The organism is Streptomyces sp. NBC_01264 (assembly GCF_026340675.1).
Taxonomy (GTDB): domain Bacteria; phylum Actinomycetota; class Actinomycetes; order Streptomycetales; family Streptomycetaceae; genus Streptomyces.
Genome location: NZ_JAPEOX010000001.1, coordinates 6,872,817 through 6,887,096 on the forward strand (window position 1 = coordinate 6,872,817; position 14,280 = coordinate 6,887,096).

12 protein-coding genes and 2 pseudogenes are annotated in these 14,280 nt (G+C 71.7%); 8 read left to right on the forward strand and 6 right to left on the reverse strand.

Going from position 1 to position 14,280, the window contains the following annotated elements; all coding sequences use genetic code 11:
- Positions 1-65 precede the first annotated feature (65 nt).
- From ispG to OG435_RS32220, 4 genes are all read left to right on the forward strand, one after another.
- Complete coding sequence (gene ispG, locus OG435_RS32205) at positions 66-1,223, forward strand: flavodoxin-dependent (E)-4-hydroxy-3-methylbut-2-enyl-diphosphate synthase (RefSeq protein ID WP_266881397.1); 1,158 nt, start codon at positions 66-68, stop codon at positions 1,221-1,223.
- Between the two features lie 214 nt (positions 1,224-1,437).
- Positions 1,438-2,283, forward strand: coding sequence for a GNAT family N-acetyltransferase (locus OG435_RS32210; RefSeq protein WP_266881398.1), 846 nt, complete (start codon positions 1,438-1,440; stop codon positions 2,281-2,283).
- 128 nt (positions 2,284-2,411) lie between these two features.
- Positions 2,412-2,981, forward strand: coding sequence for a GNAT family N-acetyltransferase (locus OG435_RS32215; RefSeq protein WP_266882281.1), 570 nt, complete (start codon positions 2,412-2,414; stop codon positions 2,979-2,981).
- A 73-nt stretch (positions 2,982-3,054) separates the two neighbouring features.
- Entirely contained in the window at positions 3,055-4,758 is a 1,704-nt protein-coding gene (locus tag OG435_RS32220; RefSeq protein ID WP_266881399.1) for a proline--tRNA ligase, read from the forward strand.
- Positions 4,759-4,821: 63 nt separating this feature from the next.
- On the opposite strand, the pseudogene OG435_RS32225 reads toward OG435_RS32220, so the two are convergent.
- From OG435_RS32225 to OG435_RS32250, 6 genes and pseudogenes are all read right to left on the reverse strand, one after another.
- A pseudogene (locus tag OG435_RS32225) lies at positions 4,822-5,517 on the reverse strand (slipin family protein); the annotation flags it as partial.
- A gap of 78 nt (positions 5,518-5,595) precedes the next feature.
- Entirely contained in the window at positions 5,596-6,318 is a 723-nt protein-coding gene (locus tag OG435_RS32230; protein WP_266881400.1) for an IS6 family transposase, read from the reverse strand.
- A 63-nt stretch (positions 6,319-6,381) separates the two neighbouring features.
- A pseudogene (locus OG435_RS32235) lies at positions 6,382-6,630 on the reverse strand (SPFH domain-containing protein); the annotation flags it as partial.
- A gap of 50 nt (positions 6,631-6,680) precedes the next feature.
- Positions 6,681-7,583, reverse strand: a complete 903-nt coding sequence (locus tag OG435_RS32240) for an aminoglycoside phosphotransferase family protein (RefSeq protein ID WP_266881401.1) — start codon at positions 7,581-7,583, stop codon at positions 6,681-6,683.
- A gap of 52 nt (positions 7,584-7,635) precedes the next feature.
- Positions 7,636-8,091, reverse strand: coding sequence for a ferritin-like domain-containing protein (locus tag OG435_RS32245; protein WP_266881402.1), 456 nt, complete (start codon positions 8,089-8,091; stop codon positions 7,636-7,638).
- Positions 8,088-8,627: a hypothetical protein gene (locus tag OG435_RS32250; RefSeq protein WP_266881403.1), complete on the reverse strand. Its 540-nt coding sequence runs from the start codon at positions 8,625-8,627 to the stop codon at positions 8,088-8,090. Before OG435_RS32250 ends, OG435_RS32245 begins: the two co-directional genes overlap by 4 nt.
- Positions 8,628-8,782: 155 nt before the next feature.
- On the opposite strand from OG435_RS32250, the gene rimP reads away from it, so the two are divergent.
- The 4 genes from rimP to infB all read left to right on the forward strand — a co-directional run bounded on the left by rimP (position 8,783) and on the right by infB (position 14,145).
- A complete protein-coding gene (rimP, locus tag OG435_RS32255; protein ID WP_266881404.1) occupies positions 8,783-9,280 on the forward strand; it encodes a ribosome maturation factor RimP in 498 nt (165 codons plus the stop codon).
- Between the two features lie 2 nt (positions 9,281-9,282).
- Positions 9,283-10,362, forward strand: coding sequence for a transcription termination factor NusA (nusA, locus tag OG435_RS32260; protein WP_266881405.1), 1,080 nt, complete (start codon positions 9,283-9,285; stop codon positions 10,360-10,362).
- A 188-nt stretch (positions 10,363-10,550) separates the two neighbouring features.
- Positions 10,551-10,838: a YlxR family protein gene (locus OG435_RS32265; RefSeq protein WP_266881406.1), complete on the forward strand. Its 288-nt coding sequence runs from the start codon at positions 10,551-10,553 to the stop codon at positions 10,836-10,838.
- 151 nt (positions 10,839-10,989) lie between these two features.
- Positions 10,990-14,145: a translation initiation factor IF-2 gene (gene infB, locus OG435_RS32270; protein ID WP_266881407.1), complete on the forward strand. Its 3,156-nt coding sequence runs from the start codon at positions 10,990-10,992 to the stop codon at positions 14,143-14,145.
- Positions 14,146-14,280: the final 135 nt, after the last annotated feature.

Below are 14,280 nucleotides of genomic sequence, written 5' to 3' on the forward strand. Positions count from 1 at the left end.
TAATCTCGGATGTTGGAGCCCGCCGATCCCGGCACCTATATCCACACCTTGGGGTTGCACAGCAGATGACTGCCATCTCTCTCGGAATGCCGGCCGTGCCGACGAAGCTTGCCGACCGCAGGTTCAGTCGCAAGATCCAGGTCGGCTCGGTCGCCGTCGGCGGAGACGCACAGATCTCCGTGCAGTCGATGACCACCACCAGGACCTCCGACATCGGGGCCACGCTCCAGCAGATCGCGGAGCTCACCGCGTCCGGCTGTGACATCGTCCGCGTGGCCTGCCCGACGCAGGACGACGCCGACGCGCTCGCCGTGATCGCGAAGAAGTCGAACATCCCGGTCATCGCCGACATCCACTTCCAGCCGAAGTACGTGTTCGCCGCGATCGACGCCGGCTGCGCCGCCGTCCGCGTGAACCCGGGCAACATCAAGCAGTTCGACGACAAGGTCAAGGAGATCGCGCGGGCCGCCAAGGACGCCGGCACCCCGATCCGGATCGGCGTGAACGCCGGCTCGCTCGACGCGCGACTGCTGAAGAAGTACGGCAAGGCCACCCCCGAGGCGCTCGTCGAGTCCGCGCTGTGGGAGGCCTCCCTCTTCGAGGAGCACGGCTTCAGCGACATCAAGATCTCGGTCAAGCACAACGACCCGGTCGTCATGGTCAACGCCTACCGGCAGCTGGCCGCCCAGTGCACCTACCCGCTGCACCTCGGCGTCACCGAGGCCGGCCCGGCGTTCCAGGGCACGATCAAGTCCGCCGTCGCCTTCGGCGCACTGCTCTCCGAGGGCATCGGCGACACGATCCGCGTCTCGCTGTCGGCCCCGCCGGTGGAGGAGATCAAGGTCGGCATCCAGATCCTGGAGTCGCTGAACCTCAAGCCGCGCCGCCTGGAGATCGTCTCCTGCCCGTCCTGCGGGCGTGCCCAGGTGGACGTCTACAAGCTGGCCGAGGAGGTCACGGCGGGCCTGGAGGGCATGGAGGTCCCGCTGCGCGTCGCGGTCATGGGCTGCGTCGTCAACGGCCCCGGCGAGGCCCGTGAGGCCGACCTGGGCGTCGCCTCCGGCAACGGCAAGGGCCAGATCTTCGTCAAGGGCGAGGTCATCAAGACCGTCCCCGAGTCGAAGATCGTCGAGACCCTCATCGAAGAGGCGATGAAGATCGCCGAGCAGATGGAGAAGGACGGCGTGATGTCGGGCGAGCCGACCGTCGCGATCGGCGTCTAGCCGGATCGGCGACCAGCCGTCCCCGCGGAAGACACGCTGATGGACCCGACGGGCCCGGAGCCGCAGGTGCGGCCCCGGGCCCGTCGGCATGCGGGCCTCCGGGCCGGCCCGGCCCGGGAGCGCTCCGAGCGCCCGCTCCGAGGGGCCTCGAAGGCATCTCGGAGCCGGTCCGGGTAGAGTGCGGAGATCAGCAGACTTGCATGGTGAGGCCCCAGTGTTGACGCAGACCACCACCCGGGTCCTTGAGCCCAGTGATCTTGACGCCGCGCTCGACATCCTCGGCCGCGAGCCGGTCGAGAACGCCTTCGTCACCTCCCGGGTCCAGATCGCCGGGCTCGACCCGTGGCGCCTGGGCGGCGAGATGTGGGGCTGGTACGCCGACGGCGAGCTCCGCTCCCTCTGCTACGCCGGAGCCAACCTGGTGCCCGTCTGCGCCGGCCCCGACGCCGTACGGGCCTTCGCCGACCGCGCCCGGCGCACCGGCCGCCGCTGCTCCTCCATCGTCGGCCCCGCCCAGGCGACGGGACTGCTCTGGCAGCTCCTGGAGCCCAGCTGGGGCCCGGCCCGCGACGTCCGCTCCCGACAGCCGCTCATGATCATGGAGCAGCCGTCCACCACGGTGACCGCCGACCCCCGGGTGCGGCGGATCCGCAAGGACGAGATGGACCTGATCATGCCCGCGTGCGTGGCCATGTTCACCGAGGAGGTCGGCATCTCCCCGATGACCGGCGACGGCGGCCTGCTCTACCAGGCCCGGGTGGCGGAGCTGGTCGCAAGCGGCCGCTCCTTCGCCCGCGTCGAGGACGGCAAGGTGGTCTTCAAGGCCGAGATCGGCGCCGCGACCTCCCGCGCCTGCCAGATCCAGGGCGTCTGGGTGGCCCCCGAGTTCCGCGGACGCGGGCACTCCGAGACCGGGATGGCCGCCGTCGTCGCGTACGCGCTGCGGGACGTGGCCCCCGTGGTCAGCCTGTACGTCAACGACTTCAACACCGCCGCGCGCGCCTCCTACCACCGGGTCGGCTTCCGCGAGGTCGGCGCGTTCATGAGCGTGCTGTTCTGAAGCGTGCCGTGCCGTGCCGTGCTGAGCGTCGGGCACCGGGGCCTCCCGTTTCCGGGCGTGCCGTTTCCTGGCGTGCTGTTCCGATCTTCCTGTTCGAGCGCACGCCCGGCCAGTAAGGTCGCCGCATGATGCCAACCCCCGCGGGAGCAGACCCCGGCCGGCCTGCCGGACTGCGCATCGGCCCCCTCGACCTGGCCGCCCGGGTCGACGAGGCCCTGCGCGTGCAGGCCATGGCCTTCGGCCTCAGCGAGGAGGAGGTCGGCATCCGGCGCTACATCGTCCAGCGCCACATGACCTGCCGCGGCGCCCGCGCGCTCGGCGCGTTCACCGAGGACGGGGGCCTCGCCGGGTTCGTCTACGGCATGCCCAACGACCGCGCGCACTGGTGGTCCGGAGTCGTCGAGCCCTACCTGCGGACCGGCGGCCACGAAGGCTGGCTCGACGGCTCCTTCGTGATCACCGAGCTCCACGTCCACCCCGGGTTCCAGGGCAAGGGCGTCGGCCGCGCCCTCATCACCCTCATCACCGACACCGCAGCCGAGGACCGCTCGATCCTCTCCGCCATCGACACCGACAGCCCCGCCCGGGGCCTGTACCGCTCCCTCGGCTACACGGACCTGGCCCGCCAGGTCCTCTTCCCGAGCGCGAGCCTCCCGTACGCCGTCATGGGCGCCCCGCTGCCGCTGCGCAGGCCCTGACCCCGTACGGCCCGGACCCCTGAGTCGCTCTATCCGTTTCCGCGCGCCCCGGAGCCCCCGATAGCCTCGCGTCATGTCAACGCAACACGTGCAGCGCATGTCCCGCCTCATGGCCAAGACCCTCCGCGAGGACCCCGCCGACGCCGAAACCCTCAGCCACCGCCTCCTGGTCCGGGCCGGCTACGTCCGGCGCAGCTCCGCCGGGGTGTGGAGCTGGCTGCCGCTCGGCAAGCGGGTCCTGGACAATGTCTCGCGCATCGTCCGCGAGGAGATGGACGGGATCGGGGCGCAGGAAGTGCTGCTCCCGGCGCTGCTGCCGAAGGAGCCGTACGAGGTCAGCGGGCGCTGGTCGGAGTACGGGGACCTGCTCTTCCGGCTCAAGGACCGCAAGGGCGCCGACTATCTGCTCGGCCCCACCCACGAGGAGATCTTCACCCTGGTGGTCAAGGACCAGTGCACGTCCTACAAGGACCTGCCGGTCATGCTGTACCAGATCCAGACCAAGTACCGCGACGAGGCGCGGCCCCGCTCGGGCGTCCTGCGGGGCCGCGAGTTCCAGATGAAGGACTCGTACTCCTTCGACGTGTCCGACGAGGGCCTGGCGGAGTCCTACCGGCTCCACCGCGAGGCCTACGTACGCATCTTCGAGCGGCTCGGCCTCGACCACCGGGTGGTGTCCGCGGTGTCGGGCGCGATGGGCGGATCGGCGTCGGAGGAGTTCCTGGCTCCGGCCGCGGCCGGCGAGGACACCTTCGCGGACTGCCCCTCCTGCGGCTACGCGGCCAACACGGAGGCGGTGACCTTCGCCCTGACGCCGGCCGAGGGGGAGCACGGCCCCCTGGAGGAGATCCCGACGCCCGACACACCGACCATCGAGACCCTGGCGGCGCACCTGGGCGTGCCCGCGTCCGCGACGCTGAAGAACCTCCTCGTGAAGGTGGACGGCGAGATCACCGCCGTCGGCGTACCGGGCGACCGGGAGGTCGACCTGGGCAAGCTCGGCGAGCACCTGGCCCCGGCGGTCGTGGAGCTGGTGACGGCGGAGGACTTCACGGGCCGGCCCGATCTCGTACGGGGCTACGTGGGCCCGCAGGGCCTGGAGAAGGTCCGCTACCTCGCCGACCCGCGCGTCGCGCCGGGCACTTCCTGGGTGACGGGGGCCAACCGGCCCGATACGCACGCCCGGAACGTGGTCTGCGGGCGGGACTTCGAGGTGGACCGGTACCTGGACGTGGTCGTCGTCGAGGAGGGCGACCCCTGCCCCTCCTGCGGCGCCGGGCTGCGGCTCGACCGGGCCATCGAGATCGGGCACATCTTCCAGCTCGGCCGCAAGTACGCGGACGCGTTCGGGCTCGACGTCCTCGGAGCGCAGGGCAAGCCGGTCCGCGTCACCATGGGCTCCTACGGGATCGGCGTCTCCCGCGCGGTGGCCGCACTGGCCGAGCAGACGGCGGACGAACGGGGCCTGTGCTGGCCGGCGGCGGTGGCCCCGGCCGACGTGCACGTCGTGGCGGCGGGGAAGGCGGTGCCGCTCGCTCTCGCGGAGTCGGCGGCGGAGTCCCTGGCCGGGGCGGGTCTCCGGGTCCTCCTGGACGACCGGCCGGGCCTGTCGCCCGGGGTGAAGCTCACGGACGCGGAGCTCATCGGGGTCCCGTGGATCCTGGTGGCGGGCCGCCGCTCGGCGGAGTCGGTGGTCGAGCTCCAGGACCGCCGCTCCGGCACCCGCGAGGAACTCCCCCTTCCGGAAGCCCTGTCCCGCCTGACCGGCTCCGCGTAGCCCTGCGGGGCGGAGCCCCGGGGAACGGGCGAAGGGCGGGTAGGGGACAGCTCCGCGCAGCGCCTACCCGCGCACGTCCGGCTCCGCAGAGGGCGGCGGGGACCCGTCCAGACAGGGCTCCGGAACCGCCCCGGGGCCGAGCCCCGCGGTGGTGGCCGGGGGAGCCACCGCCGGAGCGGGAGCCGGGGGCGGCCCCTCCGCCGGCGGAGGGGCCGCGGCGGCAGGGGCCGCCGGAGCAGGGGCCGCGCGTTCCAGGAAGCGGAGGAGTTCCACCGGGAACGGGAGGACCAGCGTGGAGTTCTTCTCCGCGGCGACGGCCACGACCGTCTGGAGCAGGCGCAGCTGAAGCGCCGCGGGCTGCTCCGACATGACCTCCGCCGCCTCCGCCAGCTTCCTCGACGCCTGGAGCTCCGCGTCCGCGTTGATGATCCGCGCCCGCCGCTCCCGGTCGGCCTCCGCCTGCCGCGCCATCGACCGCTTCATCGTCTCCGGAAGTGACACGTCCTTGATCTCCACCCGGTCGATCTGGACGCCCCAGCCCACCGCCGGGCTGTCGATCATCAGCTCCAGGCCCTGGTTGAGCTGCTCCCGGTTGGACAGCAGGTCGTCCAGGTCGGACTTGCCGATGATCGACCGCAGCGAGGTCTGCGCCATCTGGGAGACGGCGAACCGGTAGTCCTCGACCTCGATGATCGCGTTGGCCGCGTCCACCACCTTGAAGTACACGACCGCGTCCACCCGCACGGTGACGTTGTCCCGCGGGCACTGTCACGTTGTCGGCGGCGTGATCGTTTGATTGCGCGTCAGGGTGTGCCAGGGCCTGGTAGAGGGCGTAATTCAGGCCGCGGCAAGCAGGCTCCTCGTGCTGCCGGTGATCTGGTTCCAGACGGTGAAGCGGATCATCATCTCGAAGCGGTGGCCGCCGGCGGTCATCAGGTGCCGGTGGGGCCGGAAGTGGGGTGAGATTCCGGTGAACGCGGCCAGGAACCGTTGCGCCCCACCCGGGCTGCGGAACCCTTTCATCGCGCGTTCCCGCTGCCTCGTTGGCTGGTGGGAGTTCTCGGCCCGGTTGTTCAAGCCCTTGTGGGCACGGTGCTCCACGGAGGGCATCACTTCCCGGTGCGCTGCCCCGTACGACCTCAGCTTGTCGGTCACGACCACCCGGGGTACCTGCCCGGTGGAGGTGAGGAGCCGACGGAAGAAACGCCTGGCCGCAGCCTTGTCACGCCGGCTCTGGACGAGGATGTCGAGGACGTTTCCGTCGGCATCGACGGCCCGCCACAAGTACTTCTGCTTCCCGCCGATCTTGATGAACACCTCGTCGAGATGCCACTTGTCGCCGGGCTGCGGGCGCCTGCGGCGCAGCGCGTTGGCGTAGGCCTGGCCGAACTTCAGACACCACCGGCGGATGCTCTCGTACGAGACGATCACGCCCCGCTCGAGCATCATCTCCTCCACCTCACGGAAGCTGAGGGGGAAGCGGAAGTACAGCCACACACAGTGCGAAATGATCTCCACCGGGTAACGGTGATTCGCATACGACGGCGTGCTGGACGACACGAACCCCACCCCTCACCGGACGGACAACCCGAAGATCATCTCACCCTGCCCCGACAACGTGACAAGGCCGTCCCGCGTGATGCCCTCCTGGGCGGGCACCGGCATCGTCACGATCTGCATGTTGACCTTGCGCAGCCGGTCCACGGCCGGGATCACGAAGGTGAAGCCGGGCCCCCGGACGCCGCCCCGCAGCCGGCCCAGGCGGAAGACCACGCCCCGCTCGTACTGCTTCACCACACGGGCGGCGGCGCCCAGATAGGCCACGATCCCGACGCCCGCGACGGCGCCGGCTGTCAGCAGTTCCTCGACCATGACGGCCTCCTGCTCCTGCCGGGCGGCACTCTCCCCACAGGGCTTATGCCCTACAACCAGCCCGCGAACTCCAGCAGCAGCTCCGCGTCCCGCCGCCGCCCGGCGGCCAGGGCCCGGTTGCCCGACTCGACCGCCCGGAACAGCGTCCAGCCCCGCAGCCGGTCCCGGTCCACCTCCAGCGCGTCGGCCAGCTTGTTCACCCGTCGCCGGGCGCCCGCGGCCCCCGCGGAGGAGGCCATCTGGTCCTCGATCCGGTCCCGCACCAGCCGGGCCAGGTCGTACGCCCGCTCGCCGACCATCGGGTCCGGACCGACCGCCAGCCACGGGGCGCGCTCACCGGCGAGGACCTTGCCCTGCCGGAAGTTCCCGTGCAGCAGCAGTTCCTCGGCCGGGGCCGACGTCAGCTCCTCGCGTGCCGCCAGCGCCGCCGAGGCCAGCTCCGCCGTCTCCGGGGGAGCCTTGCGGAGCACCTCGGCCTGCTCGGAGGTCCGCTCGGCGACCGTCTCCCAGCCGTGCCCCGGCGCCGGGGCCACCCACAGTCTGCGCAGCGTGCCGCAGGCCTCCAGCAGCGCCTTCGCCTCCGGCAGCGACCGCAGCGAGACCTCGGGGTGCAGCCGCTCCAGCAGCAGCGCCCCGTCCTCCTCGTGATGGCGCGTGTCGAGGACCCGTACCGCCCCGAAACCGCCCCAGTGCGCCAGCGCGGCCAGCTCCCGGTCCGGCCGGAGCGCGGGCGGGGCCAGCTTCACCGCCGCCGGGGTGCCGTCGGCGTACCGGACGAGGACGACCAGGCTGCTGCGGCCGCCGGGGGCCTGCACCCGCTGGGCCTGCACCCCGCGCCGGTCCAGCGCGCGCTGCGCCAGGCCGGGGAGCTGCCCCAGCCAGTCCGGGACGTGCGCCGATTCCGGCAGCTCGCCGAGCGCCCGTACGAGCCGCTGCGGCGGTTCGAAAGCCATGCGTGCGTGGTCCCTTTCAGCTGTGCCCGGGCTCGTCGCGCATGGTTGCGCGCTAGCTCCGCGGTGTGTCCGCGCGTTCCGTGAGCCCAGGGAAGGCTACGCCGACACCGCGCCACCGTGCCGCCCGCAGGGCCGCGGCGCTCAGCGCGTCGGCCGCTTCGCGGCGCAACCGGCCCTCGGCGGCGCGCACCAGATCGGAGTACGCGCCCGCCACCCGGTCCTCGATCCCGGCGGCCAGCCGCTCGGCGTCGGCGGGCGTGCGCACGGTGAACGGCAGCGTGTACGCGGCCTCCGAGGGGCGCGGGGAACCGCCCAGCTCACGCACCGTGCGGGCGAGCGCGTCGCGGCGCGCGAGGTGGCCGCCGTACGCCTCGCGGGCCTCGGCGGAGCGGGCGGCCGCGGCCCGGGCCCCGATCACGCCGTATCCGTACGCGGCCGCGTGCTCGGCGGCGAGCGCGGCCTGCGCCGCCTCCAGGACCTGGCCGGCGGGAGAGGGCGTGGAGGTCACGAGGAGGCTCCCGGGTTCGAGGTCAGCAGGTACGAGTGAACGTGGCCGCAGGCCGCGACCGAGGCGAGCATCCGGGCGAGCTCCCCGGGGGCGCCCGCCAGGGTGAGCGTCCGGGCCTCGGCCAGGCTCCGCTCGGCGTCCGCGAGGGCGGTCAGCGCGTCGGCGGGCGCGGCGGGCACCGGCGCGGCACCGGGAGCGGGAGGAGCGGCGGCCTCGGCACCGGACGGGACGGGGGAGGGGGACCGGGAAGCGGACGGGGCACCCTCGTCGGCGAGGGCCGCCGTGTGCGCCGCGACCGAGGCGCGCAGCGGTGCGAGGCGCTGCGCGAGGTCCGGATGGGCGGCGGCCGTGGCGTCGTAACGTTCCAGCAGTCGCTCGCTCTCACGAACGGCCGTCTCGCGCATCCGCCGTTCGAGTGGAACCTCGGGGTCCGCGGCGGGCGGCCCGTCGTCGGAGCAACCGCTGAGCAGCACGGCTCCGGCGATGCCCGCGGCACCGGCGAGCAGGCCTCTTCGCGACGGCAGGGTCGAGGGCACGGGGACGTCCTTGGGGGTGATGGCCGGCAGGGTGTGATCACGGTACCCGGGGCCCCGTCCACAGGGCGGACGGCAACACCCTCCGCGACCGGATACCCTTTGACCTGACGCACGACGGACATCACAACAGCACACGCGGCCGAGGAGTCACCCGGATGAGCACCACCCAGAGCGACAGGCTGCGCGCATTGCTGGAGCCGCTCGTCGCCGCCAAGGGCCTGGACCTCGAGGAGATCGAGACGTCCAAGGCGGGCAAGCGCCGGATGCTGCGCATCATCGTGGACTCCGACGAGGGCGTGGAGCTGGACGCGTGCGCCGAGCTGAGCCGCGAGGTCTCCGACCTGCTGGACGAGACCGACGCGATGGGCGAGGACGAGTACGTCCTCGAAGTCAGCTCGCCGGGCGCGGACCGCCCGCTGACCGAGCACCGTCACTACATCCGGGCGATCGGCCGCCTCGTGAAGTTCCAGACGTCGGACGGCGGGGAAGTGATCGCCCGCATCCTCTACGTCGACGACGAGGGCATGGACCTCGAGGTCCCGGGCGTGAAGGGCCGCAAGGCGACCGCCCGCCGCATCGTTTTCACCGACATCGCCAAGGCGCGTGTCGAGATCGAGTTCAACCGCAAGGACAAGAAGGAAGAGGAGGCGTAGTCGTGGACATCGACATGAGTGCCCTGCGGGGTCTGGTTCGGGAGAAGGAGATTTCCTTCGACCTGCTCGTCGAAGCGATCGAGTCGGCCCTCCTCATCGCGTACCACCGCACCGAGGGAAGCTTCCGGCGCGCACGCGTCGTGCTCGACCGCACCAACGGTCACGTGATCGTGTGGGCGACCGAGGACCCGAGGGACCTGGAAGAGGGCCAGGAGGCCAAGGAGTTCGACGACACCCCGTCGGACTTCGGCCGCATCGCCGCGACGACCGCCAAGCAGGTGATCCTCCAGCGTCTGCGCGACGCCGAGGACGACCTGACCTTCGGCGAGTTCCTGGGCCGCGAGGGTGATGTCATCACCGGCGTCGTGCAGCAGGGCAAGGACCCGAAGAACGTCCTGGTCGACATCGGCAAGATGGAGGCCATGCTGCCGGTGCAGGAGCAGGTCCCCGGCGAGGAGTACACGCACGGACTGCGGCTGAAGTCGTACGTCGTGCGGGTGGCGAAGGGTGTCCGCGGTCCGTCCGTGACCCTGTCGCGCACCCACCCGAACCTGGTGAAGAAGCTGTTCTCGCTCGAGGTCCCGGAGATCGCCGACGGCAGCGTCGAGATCTGCGCGATCGCCCGTGAGGCCGGCCACCGCACCAAGATCGCCGTGCGCGCCAACCGCTCCGGCCTCAACCCGAAGGGCGCCTGCATCGGCCCGATGGGCAGCCGCGTGCGCAACGTGATGGCCGAGCTGCACGGTGAGAAGATCGACATCGTCGACTGGTCGGACGACCCGGCGGAGATGGTCGCCAACGCCCTGTCACCCGCCCGGGTGAGCAAGGTCGAGGTCGTGGACTGGGACACCCGGTCCGCGCGGGTGACCGTGCCCGACTACCAGCTGTCGCTGGCCATCGGCAAGGAGGGCCAGAACGCCCGCCTCGCCGCTCGCCTGACCGGCTGGCGCATCGACATCCGTCCCGACACCGAGCAGCCCTCGGACGGCGACGACCGCGACCGGGGCGAGCGCCGCGACGACCGGGGTGACCGGGGCGACGACCGCCGGGACGACCGGCGCGACGACCGCCGCGGGGAATAAAACCGCTACCGCCCGGAGCTGTCTGGGCGGTACACAGGAACGGCAGGGGCGACAAGAGCCCTGCCCGACGTGCACGGCCGTCCGCCGCCGAGGTTTCGGCGGCGTGACCCGGCACTAGTGATCACGACAACATCCGTTCGATTTTTCGCCCGAAGGGGTGAGGTCGGTGCGGGGAGGTAGACTTAAGCGTGTCTGGCCGGACGCAAGCTCGCGCATGCCCCGAACGCACCTGTGTGGGGTGTCGGGAGCGAGCGGCCAAGAGCGATCTGCTGCGCATCGTGGCGGTCGGTGACAAATGTGTCTCCGATCCTCGCGGTACGCTGCCCGGCCGGGGTGCCTACGTGCACCCCGCCGTGGTCTGCCTCGACCAGGCTGTCCGCCGTAGGGCGTTCTCCCGGGCCTTCAAGTCCGCAGGACCGTTCGACACGGCGGAATTGCACAATGCCGTGGCCGATGAGGCCGAGGCGACACCGTAAGCACGTAGTACGGCACGGATCACCGTGCGGTCAGGTACCTCGCGAGTTGGAAGTAGGTCGAGATTGCGATGAGCACCCCTCGATGAGTACGCGATGAGTACGAGCATGAAGTAGAGACGGTCCGGCGTAACCCGGACCTAAAAGGAGCGAAGTGGCTAAGGTCCGGGTATACGAACTCGCCAAGGAGTTCGGAGTTGAGAGCAAGGTCGTCATGGCCAAGCTCCAGGAACTCGGTGAGTTCGTCCGTTCGGCGTCCTCGACGATCGAGGCGCCGGTCGTACGCAAGTTGACCGACGCATTGCAGGGTCCCGGCGGCAACGCCGGCAAGGCCCCTGCGAAGCCTGGCGCGCCCCGCAGCGCGGCGCCCGCCAAGCCCGGGGCCCCGACCCCGGGTCCCGCACGATCCGCTGCGCCGAAGCCCGGCGCACCGGCCCCCAAGCCGGTCGTCGCAGAGGCTCCGGCCCCCGCGGCGCCCGCCCCGGTGACCCCGGCCGCCACCGGCGGCCCGCGTCCCGGTCCGAAGGCTCCGGCCGCCCCGAAGCCCGCTCCGGCGGCTCCCGTGGCGACCGAGTTCTCCGCGCCTCCGGCGGCTCCGGCCGCCGCGGCTCCGGCGCGCACCGACCGTCCCGCCGGTCCCGGCGCGACCCCCGGTCCGCGTCCGGCGCAGCAGCGCCCCGAGCGTCCGGCGGCCCAGGGCCAGTCCGGCGCCCGTCCCGGCGCCCCGCGTCCGGCAGGTGCCGCTCCGGCGCGCACCGAGCGTCCCGCCGGTCCCGGTGCTTCGGCGCCGCGTCCGCAGGGCGCCCGTCCGGCCGGTCCCCGTCCGGGCAACAACCCCTTCACCTCTGGTGGCTCCACCGGCATGGCGCGCCCGCAGGCGCCCCGTCCGGCCGGCGCTCCCCGTCCCGGCGCCCCCGGCGCCGGTGACCGTCAGGGTGGCGCTCCCCGTCCGCAGGGCGGCCCCGGCGGCGCTCCGCGCCCGCAGGGTGCCGGTGCGGGTCGTCCGACCCCGGGCGGCATGCCCCGTCCGCAGGGCGGCGCCCCGCGTCCGGGTGGTGCCCCCGGTGGTAACCGTCCGAACCCGGGCATGATGCCGCAGCGTCCCGCTGCCGGTGGTCCCGGTCCCCGTCCCGGTGGCGGCCCCGGTGGCCGTGGTCCCGGTGCGGGCGGTCCCCGTCCCGGCGGCGCCGGTGGCGCCGGTCGTCCCGCGGGCGGCGGCTTCGCCGGTCGTCCGGCCGGTCCGGGCTCGCGTCCCGGCGGCGGTGGCGGCTTCGGTGGCCCCCGTCCCGGTGGTGGCGGCTTCGGCGGCGGTCCGGCTGGTGCCGGTGGCGGCGGTCGTCCCGGCTTCGGCGGGCGTCCCGGTGGTCCCAACGCCCGTGGTGGCACGCAGGGTGCCTTCGGCCGTCCCGGTGGTCCCGCGCGTCGTGGACGCAAGTCCAAGCGCCAGCGTCGCCAGGAGTACGAGGCCATGCAGGCCCCGTCGGTCGGCGGCATCATGCTGCCGCGTGGTCACGGCGAGACCGTTCGCCTGTCCCGCGGTGCCTCCCTCACCGACTTCGCGGAGAAGATCAACGCCAACCCGGCGTCGCTCGTCGCCGTGATGATGAACCTCGGCGAGATGGTCACCGCCACGCAGTCCGTCTCCGACGAGACCCTCGAAATGCTGGCCGGCGAGATGAACTACGTCGTTCAGATCGTCAGCCCGGAGGAAGAGGACCGCGAGCTCCTCGAGGGCTTCGACATCGAGTTCGGCGAGGACGAGGGCGGCGAGGAATTCCTCATGCCGCGTCCGCCGGTCGTGACCGTCATGGGTCACGTCGACCACGGTAAGACCCGCCTCCTCGACGCCATCCGCAAGACGAACGTCGTCGCGGGCGAGGCCGGTGGCATCACGCAGCACATCGGTGCGTACCAGGTCAGCGCCACGGTCAACGATGAAGAGCGCAAGATCACCTTCATCGACACCCCGGGTCACGAGGCGTTCACCGCCATGCGTGCCCGTGGTGCCAAGTCGACCGACATCGCGATCCTCGTGGTCGCGGCCAACGACGGCGTGATGCCGCAGACGATCGAGGCGCTCAACCACGCCCAGGCCGCCGGCGTTCCGATCGTCGTCGCGGTCAACAAGATCGACGTCGAGGGTGCCGACCCGGTCAAGGTGCGCGGTCAGCTCACCGAGTTCGGTCTGGTCGCCGAGGAGTACGGCGGCGACACGATGTTCGTCGACATCTCCGCCAAGCAGGGTCTGCACATCGACTCCCTGCTCGAGGCCGTCGTCCTCACCGCCGACGCCTCGCTCGACCTGCGCGCCAACCCGGAGCAGGACGCTCAGGGTATTGCGATCGAGTCCCACCTCGACCGCGGCCGCGGTGCCGTTGCCACTGTCCTCGTCCAGCGCGGTACCCTCCGCGTCGGCGACACGATGGTCGTGGGCGACGCCTACGGCCGCGTGCGCGCCATGCTCGACGACAAGGGCAACAACGTCGAGGAAGCGGGTCCCGCGACCCCCGTCCTGGTCCTGGGTCTCACCAACGTCCCCGGCGCCGGCGACAACTTCCTCGTCGTCGACGAGGACCGTACGGCCCGTCAGATCGCCGAGAAGCGTGCTGCGCGTGAGCGCAACGCCAACTTCGCCAAGCGCGTCCGCCGGGTGTCCCTGGAAGACCTCGACTCGGTCCTCAAGGCCGGTCTGGTCCAGGAACTCAACCTCATCATCAAGGGCGACGCGTCCGGTGCGGTGGAGGCTCTCGAGTCCTCGCTGCTCCAGCTCGACGTCGGCGAAGAGGTCGACATCCGCGTCCTGCACCGCGGTGTGGGTGCGGTCACCGAGTCCGACATCAACCTGGCGATGGGCTCCGACGCCATCGTCATCGGCTACAACGTCCGTGCGGCCGGCCGTGCCGCGCAGATGGCGGAGCGCGAGGGTGTCGACGTCCGTTACTACTCGGTGATCTACCAGGCCATCGAGGAGATCGAGGCGGCCCTGAAGGGTCTCCTCAAGCCGGAGTACGAAGAGGTCGAGCTCGGTACGGCGGAGGTCCGCGAGGTCTTCCGCTCGTCCAAGCTGGGCAACATCGCCGGTGTCCTCATCCGGTCCGGCGAGGTCAAGCGCAACACCAAGGCGCGGCTCCTGCGCGATGGCAAGGTCATCGCCGAGAGCCTCAACATCTCCGGTCTGCGCCGCTTCAAGGACGACGTCACCGAGATCCGCGAAGGCTTCGAGGGTGGTATCAACCTCGGTAACTTCAACGACATCAAGATCGACGACGTCATCGCGACGTACGAGATGCGCGAGAAGCCCCGCGCGTAAGCGCGAGGCGGTTCGCACCGTGTCGTAGCTAGTCGTAGCCAGTTCGTAGGCTGCTGTAACACCGGGGCCGGTCGGCGGAATATCCGTCGATCGGCCCCGGCCGTTGCGTGTACGGTTCTGATGACCCTGCCGCGC